This is a genomic window from Amycolatopsis orientalis, assembly GCF_000943515.2.
Classification (GTDB): domain Bacteria; phylum Actinomycetota; class Actinomycetes; order Mycobacteriales; family Pseudonocardiaceae; genus Amycolatopsis; species Amycolatopsis orientalis.
This window is the reverse complement of sequence record NZ_CP016174.1, coordinates 6,403,921-6,416,419: the sequence shown is the minus strand read 5'-3', so window position 1 is coordinate 6,416,419 and position 12,499 is coordinate 6,403,921. Positions and strand designations below refer to the sequence as shown.

Annotated in this window: 9 protein-coding genes; 8 read left to right on the top strand and 1 reads right to left on the bottom strand. The window is 70.0% G+C overall.

Annotation, left to right across the window (positions count from 1 at the left end; translation table 11 throughout):
• The first annotated feature begins 8 nt into the window (after positions 1 to 8).
• From hisD to SD37_RS27680, 7 genes are all read left to right on the top strand, one after another.
• Positions 9 to 1,334 carry a histidinol dehydrogenase gene (gene hisD, locus SD37_RS27705; protein ID WP_044850045.1) on the top strand — a complete coding sequence of 442 codons (1,326 nt, stop codon included), beginning with the start codon at positions 9 to 11 and terminating at the stop codon, positions 1,332 to 1,334.
• Complete coding sequence (locus SD37_RS27700) at positions 1,331 to 2,431, top strand: histidinol-phosphate transaminase (RefSeq protein WP_044850044.1); 1,101 nt, start codon at positions 1,331 to 1,333, stop codon at positions 2,429 to 2,431. Before hisD ends, SD37_RS27700 begins: the two co-directional genes overlap by 4 nt.
• Positions 2,428 to 3,027: an imidazoleglycerol-phosphate dehydratase HisB gene (hisB, locus tag SD37_RS27695; protein ID WP_005155296.1), complete on the top strand. Its 600-nt coding sequence runs from the start codon at positions 2,428 to 2,430 to the stop codon at positions 3,025 to 3,027. The genes SD37_RS27700 and hisB overlap by 4 nt, the downstream gene beginning before the upstream one ends.
• 121 nt (positions 3,028 to 3,148) lie before the next feature.
• Positions 3,149 to 3,304, top strand: a complete 156-nt coding sequence (locus SD37_RS43260) for a hypothetical protein (protein WP_162835868.1) — start codon at positions 3,149 to 3,151, stop codon at positions 3,302 to 3,304.
• A 58-nt stretch (positions 3,305 to 3,362) separates the two neighbouring features.
• A complete protein-coding gene (locus SD37_RS27690; protein WP_236725133.1) occupies positions 3,363 to 3,944 on the top strand; it encodes an NADAR family protein in 582 nt (193 codons plus the stop codon).
• A 64-nt stretch (positions 3,945 to 4,008) separates the two neighbouring features.
• Positions 4,009 to 6,324 (top strand): NHL repeat-containing protein, encoded by a 2,316-nt coding sequence (locus SD37_RS27685; protein WP_065912999.1) that lies wholly within the window; start codon positions 4,009 to 4,011, stop codon positions 6,322 to 6,324.
• Positions 6,294 to 9,485: an outer membrane protein assembly factor BamB family protein gene (locus SD37_RS27680; protein ID WP_044850041.1), complete on the top strand. Its 3,192-nt coding sequence runs from the start codon at positions 6,294 to 6,296 to the stop codon at positions 9,483 to 9,485. The genes SD37_RS27685 and SD37_RS27680 overlap by 31 nt, the downstream gene beginning before the upstream one ends.
• A gap of 74 nt (positions 9,486 to 9,559) precedes the next feature.
• Here the strand turns inward: SD37_RS27680 and SD37_RS27675 are convergent, their stop codons facing one another.
• Entirely contained in the window at positions 9,560 to 11,734 is a 2,175-nt protein-coding gene (locus tag SD37_RS27675; RefSeq protein WP_065912998.1) for an MMPL family transporter, read from the bottom strand.
• Between the two features lie 160 nt (positions 11,735 to 11,894).
• Here SD37_RS27675 and SD37_RS27670 point away from each other — a divergent pair, with 160 nt between their 5' ends.
• A complete protein-coding gene (locus SD37_RS27670; protein WP_044850039.1) occupies positions 11,895 to 12,476 on the top strand; it encodes a TetR/AcrR family transcriptional regulator in 582 nt (193 codons plus the stop codon).
• The last annotated feature ends 23 nt before the right edge of the window (positions 12,477 to 12,499 follow it).

The following is a 12,499-nucleotide window of genomic DNA, read 5'->3' as shown; positions in this document are numbered from 1 at the left end:
CTTGAGCCATGCTGAACCGTACCGACCTGCGTGGACAGGTCCCGTCCGTTGCCGAACTCAGGCGCACGCTCCCGCGTGCCGAGTACGACGTGGACGCGGCGCTGCATCACGTACGGCCGGTGGTCGAGGCGGTCCGCGAGCGCGGCGTCGAGGCGGTTCTCGAGTACACCGAGAAGTTCGACAAGGTCCGTCCCACCGGGGTGCGGGTCGCCGCCTCGGAACTCACCAGCGCGCTGGAGAACCTCGACCCCGCCGTCCGTGAGGCGCTGGAGGAGGCCATCGTCCGCGCGCGGAAGGTGCACGGCGATCAGCGTCGTCAGGACGTCACGACCGAGGTCGTCGACGGCGGCACCGTGACCGAGCGCTGGATCCCGGTCGAGCGCGTCGGGCTGTACGCGCCGGGTGGGCTCGCCGTGTACCCCTCGACCGTGGTGATGAACGTCGTCCCGGCGCAGATCGCCGGTGTCGGCACGCTCGTGGTGTGCTCGCCGCCCCAGGCCGCGTTCGGCGGGCTTCCGCACCCGACGATCCTGGCCGCCGCCGAACTGCTCGGCGTCGACGAGGTGTGGGCCGTCGGCGGCGCGCAGGCCGTGGCGCTGCTGGCGTACGGCGGCACCGACACCGACGGTACGACGCTGGAACCGGTCGACATCGTCACCGGGCCGGGCAACATCTACCTCACCGCGGCGAAACGGCTGCTGCGCGGGATCATCGGCATCGACTCCGAAGCCGGCCCGACCGAGATCGCGATCCTCGCCGACGAGACAGCCGACCCGGTGCACGTCGCCGCCGACCTGATCAGCCAGGCCGAGCACGACCCGCTCGCCGCGAGCGTGCTGGTCACCACGTCCGAGGAACTCGCGGACGCGGTCGACAAGGAACTGACCGGCCGCGTCGCCGCGACAAAGCACGCCGAGCGCGTGACGGAGGCGTTGAGCGGCAAGCAGTCCGGCATCATCCTGGTGTCTACTGTGGACGACGGCATCCGGATCGTCGACGCCTATGCCGCCGAGCACCTGGAGATCCAGACCGCGAACGCGCGGGAGGTCGCCGCTCGCGTGCGCAACGCGGGTGCGATCTTCGTCGGGGCCTACGCGCCCGTCTCACTCGGCGACTACTGCGCCGGTTCGAACCACGTCCTGCCCACCGGCGGGTTCGCGCGGCACTCGTCCGGCCTTTCGGTACAGAGCTTCCTCAAGGGCGTGCACGTCATCGACTACGACGAGGACGCGCTGCGCGAGATCGCCGGCCGGGTCGTCGCACTCGCCAACGCCGAGGACCTGCCCGCGCACGGCGAGGCCATCACGGCGCGGTTCGAGGGGGAGCGGGCATGACCATCGGCGAGGAGATCACGCTCGACTCGCTCCCGTTGCGGGAGGACCTGCGGGGCAAGACCCCGTACGGCGCGCCGCAACTGGACGTGCCGATCCGGCTCAACACCAACGAAAACCCGTACCCGCCGCCGGACGAGCTGGTGGCCGACGTCGCCGAAGCCGTCCGCGCCGAGGCCGCGTCGCTGCACCGCTACCCGGATCGCGACGCCGTGGCGCTGCGGCAGGACCTCGCGGATTACCTCGCGGTCTCCACCCGCGTGCTGCTCTCGGAGTCGAACGTGTGGGCCGCCAACGGGTCCAACGAGATCCTGCAGCAGATCCTGCAGGCCTTCGGCGGCCCCGGCCGCACGGCGCTGGGCTTCGAGCCGTCGTACTCGATGCACCCGATCATCTCGGCGGGCACCCGCACCGACTGGCTGCCGGTGCCGCGCCGCGACGATTTCACCCTCGACACCGAGAAGGCGGCCGCGCTGGTGCGCGAACGCCGCCCGGACATCGTCTTCGTGACCAGCCCGAACAACCCGACCGGCGGGTCGATCCCGTTCGGCGAGCTGCGCGGGCTGCTCGAAGCGGCGCCGGGCATCGTGGTGGTCGACGAGGCGTACGCGGAGTTCTCGTCGCAGCCGAGCGCCGTCGAGCTGATCGGGGAGTACCCGTCGCGACTGATCGTGTCGCGCACGATGAGCAAGGCGTTCGCCTTCGCGGGCGGGCGGCTCGGGTATCTCGCGGCCGCGCCCGCGATCGTCGACGCGCTGCAGCTGGTGCGCCTGCCGTACCACCTCTCGAAGCTCACGCAGGCCGCCGCGCGGGCGGCGCTGCGGCACGCGGACGCGACGCTGGCTTCGGTCGCCAAACTCGCGGCCGAACGCGACCGGGTGGTGGAATCGTTGCTGGGCTTGGGATTCACCCCGGTCCCGAGTGACGCGAACTTCGTCCTCTTCGGACGCTTCGCGGACGCGCCCGCGACCTGGAAGTCCTATTTGGACAACGGCGTGCTGATCAGGGACGTCGGCATCGAAGGGCATCTGCGGGTGACCATCGGGACGCCGGAAGAGAACGACGCCTTTCTCGAGGCCAGCAAGGAGGTGCCGCGATGAGTCGCGTCGGCAAGGTGGACCGCACCACCAGGGAATCGTCCATTTCGGTCCAGCTCGACCTGGACGGCACGGGGCAGGTGGAGATCGACACCGGTGTCCCGTTCTACGACCACATGCTCACCGCGTTCGGCGTGCACGGCTCGCTCGACCTGAAGGTGCAGGCGACCGGTGACGTGCACATCGACGCGCACCACACCGTCGAGGACACCGCGATCGTGCTCGGCCAGGCGCTGCGGCAGGCGCTGGGCGACAAGAGCGGTATCCGCCGGTTCGGCGACGCGTGGATCCCGATGGACGAAACCCTCGCGCACGCCGCGATCGACGTCTCCGGGCGCCCGTACTGCGTGCACCTCGGCGAGCCGGAGCAGTTCAACAGCTTCACCATCGGCGGGAACTACCCGTTCGTGCTGACGCGGCACGTGTTCGACTCGCTGTCGTTCCACGCCCAGATCGCGTTGCACGTGCGTGTCCTGCACGGCCGGGACCCGCACCACATCGCCGAAGCGGAGTACAAGGCCGTCGCGCGCGCTCTGCGTGCCGCCACGGAGCCGGACCCCCGCGCTGGCGGCATCCCGTCCACGAAGGGTGTCCTCTAGCCATGCGTTCAGTCCTCTGGATGCGGTAGTTGCACGCGCAAGGACCGCATCCAGAGGACGAAACGCGAGGGCGGCCGGGGGCGTCGGGGGCCCGGGCGCGCGGATGTGGCAAGGTGGCGGCGTGAGCAACTCGACCATCGCCGTGCTGCTGTTCGCGCTCGGCGGCTTCCTGATCGGCGGCGTCTACGCGACCTGGAAGAGCGTCAAGTTCCTGGCCGTCGTGCTGGGCCTTGCCGCCCTCCTCGCGATCGGCGGCGCCATCGCCTGGCTGGCCTGAGGCCGCCGACCGGTAAATCGCGTGCGCGCCGGACCGAGGGGCGAGCATGCTTTCACGCATGTCCCTGAACCCGCGCTCGGTCGACGAGGTCGTCCGGCTCCAACGAGCGGGGAAGCGCGTCAAATTCCTGTTCTTCTGGGGCCATCAGCCCCGGCGTGACGGCACGATCGGGCCGGAATGCTTCAGCCAGTGGTGGCCCGCCCGGTTCACCATCGACGGCGAAACCTTCTCGACGGCCGAGCACTACATGATGTGGCGCAAAGCCCTCTTGTTCGACGACGCCGAGAGCGCCGCGCGAATCCTGCGCGCCCGGCATCCGCGTGAAGCCAAGGCGCTGGGCCGGGAAGTGCGGGGATTCGAGCAGAGCCGCTGGGAAGACGAGCGCTACGGCATCGTCCTCGACGGAACCGTCGCGAAGTTCGGGCAGCATCCGGAACTGCGCGACTTCCTGCTCGGCACCAAGAACCGCGTGCTGGTCGAAGCCAGCCCGCTGGACACGATCTGGGGGATCGGCCTCGCCGCCGACCATCCGCGGGTGGAGAACGCCGAGCACTGGCGCGGCCTGAACCTGCTCGGCTTCGCCCTGGGGGAAGCGAGGACGAAACTCGCACCGGAGACGGCCCGCTCTCCTGCCCTTTAGGACACCCCTCCGCCGCCGACCCGCTGTCAGTATCCGGGCACGATCCGCGGCGGAGGGGAACAGGATGATCCTGGAGCAGGTGGTTTCACGGTACGACCCGGGTTTCGACATCGCGGGCGCGCAGCTGGGGCTCGGTCGCGACGGCCGGGCCTACCTCACCTACGCGGGACGCGTGCTGAGGACCGGCCTGGACGGTTCGTCGCCGTTCGCCGGTGAGGCGGGGTACTCCGCGCTCGCCGCCACCGCGAACGCGGCCGGGACGATCGCGACGGCGGAGGCGCATTTCCCGCACCGGGTCGCGTTCTGGGACGACGGGTTCGGCGCCCTCGGCCATATCGACGACTTCACCACCAACGACGCGAAGGGCTGGAGCGCGCCGTCGGCGGTCGAGGCGGGGGAGTCGGGTGACTTCTACGCGATCGACCAGTACGAGAACCGGGCCCTCCGGCTGAACCCCGGCGGCGTGGTCGCGGTCTACGAGCTGCCGCCGCTGGGCGAGACGGTGAAGCAGGGCCTTGCGGGTATGCGCGTCTCGGAGAGCCGGTCCAGGCTGTACACGTCCTGGCCGTCCGGCGTCTTCGTCACGGGCTTCGACGGCAGGCAGCTGTGGAACCTCCCGGTCCGGGCCGCGGGCGCGCACCTCGGCGGGGTCGACATCGCCGACGACGGCAAGCTCTACGTCCTGGTGTCCGGGAACGAGGTCCGGATCTTCGACGAGAACGGCGGTCCGGCCGGGACGCTCACCCTGCAGCTGCCCGACACCCGCTACCCGGTCTCGAATCTTCGCGTCCGCGGTGGCGAGATCTTCTTGAAGCGCACCGATCCGACGGCCCTGTTCGAGGTGTACGACCGCGCGACCGGGAAGCCGCTCCGGCGGGTGACCGCCGACGTCGAGCGGCTGACGGTCGGTTACGCGGAGCCTGTCTGGACAGCAGGGAGGCCGGTCCCGCTGAGCATCACCCACGACAGCGGCCGGTGGAAGGCGACTCCGCGGTTCCGGGTCTGGATCCGCCCGCTCGGTGTCCCCGAGTTCACCGAACTCCGGGTCGACGGCGGCGCCGTGACCGCGCCGCCCACCGCTCGCGGCCTCTACCACCTGCGGATCTCGCCCGATGTGGCCGGAAGGTACTCGGAGTACACAGTGGACGGTGTAGTCGAGGTCCGCGCGCCGGGCTCGGCCGGAACGGTGTCCGTAATGACCCCGCTCAACCGGTTCTACTACGGCCGCGGCGAGCCGATCCCGGTCACGCTGCTCGCGCGGGCCAAGCCCGGGACGGCGCTTCCTTCGGTCGTCAAGCTCCGCATCCTCAAGGCGGGCAAGGAGATCGGCTTTCGTGACGTCGCGATCACGAACGGCAAGGGTGAGGTGAGCCTCGACGGCGACCTGCAGCCGGATCGCTACACGCTCGACGCCGAAGTCCCCGGTTTCACCGTCGCGCCCCAGTACCTCGAAATCGGGCCCGGGCTCACCGACCGGCCTGACTTCCATATCGTGCAGCACGGCGACTATGTCCAGAGCTTTCCGGAGGATCCTCGGGGGAAGGCACAGATCCCGCGCTTCGCGGACGTCCCGGAGATCACCGCCGCCCACCTGGACCGGGCGGGGAAACTCGGCGTCAACCTGTTCGCCGACCGCATCGGACACGGACCTGAGGGTCGCTTCCAGAAGATCCCGGCCGATAACGAAACCGTTGCCAGACTGGGGAAAGACCCGGAAGCGGTCGCGCCGGACAAGGCGTACTTCGAAGACTGGAGCCGTCGCGCCATCGCCGGCTACGGCTCGCGGTCCATGGAGGAACAGGGAATCCTGCTCTACATGGACGCCGGGTTGCCGCTCGGCAAGCCGTACGACACCCGAACCCCGGAGAAGATGGTGGCGGACCTCAAGACCGTCACCGGACTGCTGGCCGCGTATCCGGCTTTCCGGGGCTGGAGCTGGGCGGCCAACTGGTGGCTGACGAAACTCGGCGCGGACGCAGCCGCCGACGAAACCGAGAAGGCCGCGTACCTCGCCGCGTGGAAGGTGGCGGACGAGACCGGTAAGTGGTCCCCTGTGCTCGACACGGTGTCGGACCGCGCGTTCGCCTACAAGGTCGACGCCGAGAAACTGTTCCGCGCCGCGATGGATTCGGTGGCACCCGGCCGAATCAGCGCGATGACCGCGCCGTACCGGGCGGTGCAGAGCCCGCCGCAGATCCTGTTCGAGGGCGCCGACGAGGTCGACCTGCAGACCAGTCCGAGCAGATCCAGCCGCCGCAGGTCACCGGGCACGCCGTCGACTTCTACCGCCGCCCGGGGAAACCGGCTTGGGGTCACCCCGAGCTGTACAACGACGACGGTACCGGCGGCATGTTCCTGCCGACTCTGCTGCAGCAGGTGATGCGCGGGGTGAACGGCACCGGCATGGTCGGCGACGCCGGTCGTCAGCATGTCGGGCACACCGCCGCTGACCCGCGTACCGGCGGGACCGGCGCACAGCTCGGTGACCCGCGGGCCGGGGGCGCGGGCAAGACCTCGGTCCTGCGGGCGGCGTTCGGTCTCGCCGCCGAAGTGGGACCGGCGATCGCCGCGGCCCGCCCCGGTGACCGGGTCGCGATCGTGGTCTCCACCCGGATGCAGCGGGTCGAGGGCAGGCAAGGCGGGATCAGCGGCTGGAACGGGAAGATCGGCGGCAAGTACTTCGATTCCCTTTTCGAGGCCTACAACGCCTGCCTGTACGCGCACCGGCCCGCATCGTTCGTGTTCACCGAGGACGTCAGCGCCGAAGTGCTCAAGCGGTACGACGCGGTGCTGCTCGTCGGGCAGCGGATGGAACTCGATCCGCCGCTGGCCGCGGCCCTCCGGGAGAGCGGGGTGCCGGTTTACTTCGACTCCACCTGCCGTCCGGAACTGGTCACCGGGTTCACGCCGCTGGGCGTCGGATTCGACAAGGTCAGCCAGGATCCCGTGGCGCACAACGACGATTCGGCGTATCCGCGCTTCCGGGGTTACTTCCTCGACCACGCCGAAACGGTGCGCGAGGTGCTGGCGGACGTCCGGCCGGTCGCCGGTTGCGACAACCCCGAGGTGCTGCTGTCCGAATGGGTCGACGGCGACATCCGGTACCTCTTGGCGGTCAACAACACCCTCCTCGACTGGGACCCCGGGCAGATGTGGCGGGTGGGCCTGTCGATGGGGCACCGGGTGCCCGTCATGGCCGGACTCGACGTCGAGCTGCCGCTGCTGCACCGGGTCGTCGACGTGCTGACCGGCCAGGACGTCTCGCTGATCGGCGGCCGGTTCACCGCCGACCTGCGCAGCGAGCCCGCCCGGCTGTACGCGATCGTTCCGTTGGTGCACAAGGAACTCCCGAAGGTCACCCCGGACCGGTTCGGCCCGCACGTCCGCGACGTCGCGGTGTCGGCCGACGGGAGGTCGGCGATGCTCGGCTGCTTCACCTGGGATCACAATCTGTACGGTGTGGACCTCGCCACCGGGAAGACCACTTGGCGGCGGAAGATCGGGCACCACTTCGCCCTCGCGCCGTCCGTCCACAAGGGAGGGTTCGCGGCGCGCGGTTTCGATCTCGACACGGCCGAGGGATACCACCTGTACCTGCTCGACGAAGCGGGGACGCCGCGCCGCAGGTTCGCCCTGTTCGGCCTCCCCAAACGCGCGACGGACTGGGCACGCGGGGAATGGATCCACGACACGGGGCTGGACAACTTCGCGGTGGCGCCCGCCGGGACCTGGGTCGCGACGTCCGGCGATCTCGGTCTCGTGGTGTGGGACAAGGCCGGGAAACAGCTGTGGGCGCGGGAATGGTGGACGACGAGCCGGACACCGCACCGTTTGCTGGCCGTGGACGACACGACGCTGGTCGCGTTCGCCGAGGGGAGGATCGCCGGACTGTCCGCTGTGGACGGACGCGAACTTTGGTCGGTGCGGCCCGCCCGTACGGGAGTGTTCCTCGGTGGTGCGGTCAGTACCGACGGCAAGACGATCGCGATCTGGTCCGACACCGACGGCGGCCGGGTCTTCGTGCTCCGGAACGGCGCTCTGGTCAACACCCTCCCGGTCGCCGCCGAAGAGGTCTCGCTTTCCGCCGACGGCTCACTGATCGCCGTGACCGAAGGCGAACGGCTCAGCGCCTTCACCGCGACCGGGGGTCTACTGTGGACCTTCACCGGCGACGACCTGATGCGTCGTCCCCGGGTTTCGCCGGACGGCACCAGGATCGCGGCCGGGAGCGAACTCGGCACGTTGTACGTCCTCGACGCGGCGGGAGTGGTGCTGACGCGGCAGGATCTGCGTGCCCTGCCGGTGCCGTCGTGGCTCCCCGGCGGCGACCTGCTCGTCGCGACCTGGATGGGTACCGTCGTCCGGTACGGCGCGAATCTCCAGCCCCGGTGGCGGAGCCGCATAGCCCCGGTCGAGACCGACGCGCGCTCGAAGCTGCGGGCACCCGATCCGACCCCGACCACCCGCAAGACCGGCTGGGGCAACGCCTCCGCCGAACCGCTGCCCTTGGTGCCCAACCTCATCGCGGACACGAAGGCGTTCGTGACCGCGGAGTCCGTGCGGCCGAAGCAGGTCCTCGAAGGCCAGTACCCCGCCGACCTCCTGCGTGACGGCAAGGCGGATCCGCCGCCGGGGCCGTGGCTGCGCTGGCACGACATCGGTTTCGTCAACAGCGGATGGCGCGACGAACTGGTGCTCAAGGTCGACACGTTCCGCACGCAGGTGCGGTTGACCGGGATCACCTTCGCCGAGGATCCGGCGCATCCCGAGTCGTGGCTGCGCGACGTCCGGCTGCAATGGTGGGACGGCGAAGGCGAGGTCTGGCGCGACGGCCCGCTGCTGTTGTCCGACAAGGCCCTTCACAGCCACGTGTTCGACCGGCCGATCGAAGCGTCGCGGTTCCGCTTCGTCAGCACCGGCGGCGGAAGCTGGCCGAACGGCAACCTCCGGCTCGGCGAACTGGTCTTCCACGGCGAACAGCTGGGGAACGCGCATCGCGACGTCCTGGCGAAACGGCCGAGGGCGGTGCTGTTCGACGAACGGGTCAAGGATCTCGACATGATGCTGTACCCGCCGACGTTCGGCTTCCGCCAGGGTGGCGCGTTCTCCGGCGGGACGAGCCTGGAACTGACCACGGCGGGGGAGGCGCATCCGGCGTACCGGGCGCCGTTCGGGCACGCGGTCCCGGACTGGGATTTCAAGATCGCGGAGAATCCGGGGCCCGGTCAGTACCGGTACTTCCAGTTCGCGTGGAAGGCGACATCGCCGGCGACGACCGGGATCGGGCTGCGGCTCGGCGGTCCGTGGCCGGGCCTCGCCGTCTGCGCGTCCGTCGGGGACTCGAAATGGCTCGATCACACCGTGCTCGCGGAGCACCGGGTGCCGGGCCCGCCGCCCACCGAGTGGACGCCGGTCCGGATCGACCTCTGGGCGATCACCGGGGGCAAGCCGCCGGTGATCCAGGGGCTGGGGCTGCGGTCCAACGGCGGTGGCGCGCTGTTCGACCGGCTGGTCCTGGGGCGCACCGAAGCGGACCTATGAGCTGAAGGGGACTTTCCTCGCATGTCATGCGAGGAAAGTCCCCTTCACCGCGTCTTATGCGGGGAAAGCGTCCTTCAGCTCCGGACCAGCTCCCGCTCGTCAGGGGTGTCGAGCTGCTTCGTGAGCTTCTCGCCTTCGACGTCGACGTCCGGCAGCACCCGGTCCAGCCACTTCGGCAGCCACCAGGCGCCACGCCCGAGCAGCGACATCAGGGCCGGCACGATGGTCATCCGGATCACGAACGCGTCCACCAGTACCCCGAAGGCCAGCGCGAACCCGATCGACTGGATCAGCGCGGACTCGGCGAGGACGAATCCGGCGAACACGCTGATCATGATCAGCGCCGCGGCGACCACGACCCGGGAGCCGTGCCGGAAACCGGTGACCATCGCCTGCTGCGGATCGGCGCCGTGGACGTACTCCTCCCGCATCCGCGTCACCAGGAACACCTGGTAGTCCATCGCGAGCCCGAACAGCACGCCGATCAGCAGGATCGGCAGCATGCTCATGATCGGGCCGGTCGTCTTCACCCCGAGCAGATCGGTGAGCCAGCCCCACTGGAACACCGCGACCACCGCGCCGAACGTCGCGACCACCGAGCCGAGGAAGCCCAGCGTCGCCTTGAGCGGGACGACGACCGAGCGGAACACCAGCATCAGCAACAGGAACGCGAGCCCGACGATGAGCGCGAGGTAGGGCAGCATCGCGTCGGCGAGCTTCTCCGAGACGTCGATGTTGGCCGCGGTCTGGCCGGTCACCGCCAGCGACGCGCCGGTGGCCGCGCCCAGGCCCGCGTTCAGGCCGCGGATGTCGCTGACGAGGTCTTCGGTCGCGGTGCTGCTCGGGCCGCTCTTCGGGATGACGGTCAGCAGCGCCAGGTCACCGTCGCGGTTGACCTTCGGCGGCGTGACGATCGGGCGTTCCTTGAGTCCGCCGATTCCCGCCGCGGCCTGCTGGAGCGCGGCCTGCCGGTCAGTGCTGCCGCCGAGGTCGACGACGACCACCAGCGGGCCGTTGGCGCCCTCGCCGAAGCTGCGGCTGACGGTTTCGTAGGCCTTGCGCTGGGTGCTGTCCGGCGCGGCGGTGCTGTCGTTCGGCAGGCCGAGCTGCATGCTCGCGGCCGGGACGGCGACGATCGCGAGTCCGGCGATCGCGGCGATCAGCACCGGGATCCGGTGGCGGGCCACGAAACGCGCCCAGCGCTCGCCGTGCGTCGTCGCGCCTTCCTTGCGGCGCAGGCGGATCTTGCCGCCCGCCAGCTTGCCGCCTGCGAAACCGAGGATGGCGGGCAGCAGGGTGAGCGCGATGACGACGGCGATGGCGACGGTGATCGCCGCGGCGATGCCCATCTCGCCGAGGAACGGGATGCCGACGACGGTCAGGCCGGCCAGCGCGATGATCACGGTCAGGCCGGCGAACACCACGGCGGAGCCTGCCGTGCCGGTGGCGCGGCCGGCGGCCTCCTCGGGATCGCGGCCGATGCCGAGTTCGTGCCGATAGCGGGAAACGATGAAGAGCGCGTAGTCGATGCCGACGGCGAGGCCGATCATCAGCGCGAGCACCGGCGTGTTCGTGTTCAGTTCGAGGAAACCGGAGGCCGTCGTGACCCCCGCCATGCCGATGCCGACCCCGATGAGCGCGGTCAGCAGCGGGATCCCGGCCGCGAGCAGCGAGCCGAAGGTGATGATCAGGACGACGGCGGCGACGGCGACCCCGAGGCCTTCGGTGGCGTTCGTCGCGGGCATCGCCTGGACGGCGTCACCGCCGAACTCCACGGTGTACCCGGCGGCCTTGGCGGGATCCGCCGCGGCCATCAGGCCCGCGCGGTCGGCGTCGGTCAGTTCGAAGCCGGGTACGCGGTAGCTGACCTGCGCCAGCGCCACGTGCTTGTCGGGCGAGATCGCCTGCATCTGCAGTGGGTCGACCACGCCAGCGACCTTCGGCGCGTTCTTGAGCTCTGCGACGAGACGGGTGATCGTCGCCCGCCCGGCGGCGTCGGTGATGTCGCCAGGGGCCGAGATGACCACCCGCGCGGTCGCGCCACCGGCGGCGGCCTCGGGGAACCGGTCCGCGAGCTGGTCGATCGCCTTCTGCGACTCGGTGCCGGGGATGCTCACCGAGTTCGAAAGCTGGCCGGACAGGGTCAGCGCCCCCGCGCCGAGGGCGACCAGGACGGCGGCCCACACCGCCGTCACCAGTGCCCGGCGCCGGAAAGAGAGCCGGCCCAGGCGGTAAAGGAAGCTGGCCACAGAAGTCTCCCGTTCACTCGATCAGGTTCATTCCAAGCTAGCCGATCGGCTAGGGCCCAACAAGCCGATCGGCAAGTATGTGACTAGCCGCACGGCTAGTACCCGTTTGGCCGTGGCCCTACACTTGACGTAGCCTCCGACGGCTGAATGAGGAGGGAACATGGACGTCGTCCACGTGGAGGACACCCGCACGCGACTGCTCCAGACGGCGTTGCGGCTGTTCACCGAACACGGCGTGGAAGGCACCTCGCTGCAGATGATCGCGGACGCCCTCGGCGTCACCAAGGCGGCCGTGTACTACCACTTCAAGACGAAGGCGGAGATCACCGAATCCGTCGCCGAGCCGGTGCTGCGCGAACTGGAGGGCATCGTCGACGACGCCCGCGCCCAGCGCACCCGCGGCGCGCAGATCGACCATCTGCTGGACGGTTTCGTCGATCTCGTGGTGCGGCACCGCGCGCTGGTCGCGTTGTTCTCCAGCGACCCCGGCATCGCCCGCGCGATCGAGAAGTCGGTGCACAGTTCGGAGACCTTCAAGAACCGGCTGCTCGAAATCCTGGTCGGCCCGGATCCGGACCTCGCCGCGATCGTGACCGCGCAGGTGCTGCTCGCCGGGATCGCCCTCGCCGGCGGCTCTCCCGACCTCGCCTCACTCGACGCCGAGACGCTGCGGGAAACGCTGATCAGTGTCGCCCGCAAGCTCCTGAACCGGCCGCGCCGCCGTCCGGGGCCCACCGCGTGAGGCGAGGGGGGCAAGGCAGGCAC

Bases quoted from the DNA above. Each gene is read 5' to 3' on its own strand.
- hisD (WP_044850045.1), top strand. From the start codon at position 9: ATGCTGAACCGTACCGACCTGCGTGGACAGGTCCCGTCCGTTGCCGAA.
- SD37_RS27700 (WP_044850044.1), top strand. From the start codon at position 1,331: ATGACCATCGGCGAGGAGATCACGCTCGACTCGCTCCCGTTGCGGGAG.
- hisB (WP_005155296.1), top strand. From the start codon at position 2,428: ATGAGTCGCGTCGGCAAGGTGGACCGCACCACCAGGGAATCGTCCATT.
- SD37_RS27690 (WP_236725133.1), top strand. From the start codon at position 3,363: ATGTCCCTGAACCCGCGCTCGGTCGACGAGGTCGTCCGGCTCCAACGA.
- SD37_RS27685 (WP_065912999.1), top strand. From the start codon at position 4,009: ATGATCCTGGAGCAGGTGGTTTCACGGTACGACCCGGGTTTCGACATC.
- SD37_RS27680 (WP_044850041.1), top strand. From the start codon at position 6,294: ATGTTCCTGCCGACTCTGCTGCAGCAGGTGATGCGCGGGGTGAACGGC.
- SD37_RS27670 (WP_044850039.1), top strand. From the start codon at position 11,895: ATGGACGTCGTCCACGTGGAGGACACCCGCACGCGACTGCTCCAGACG.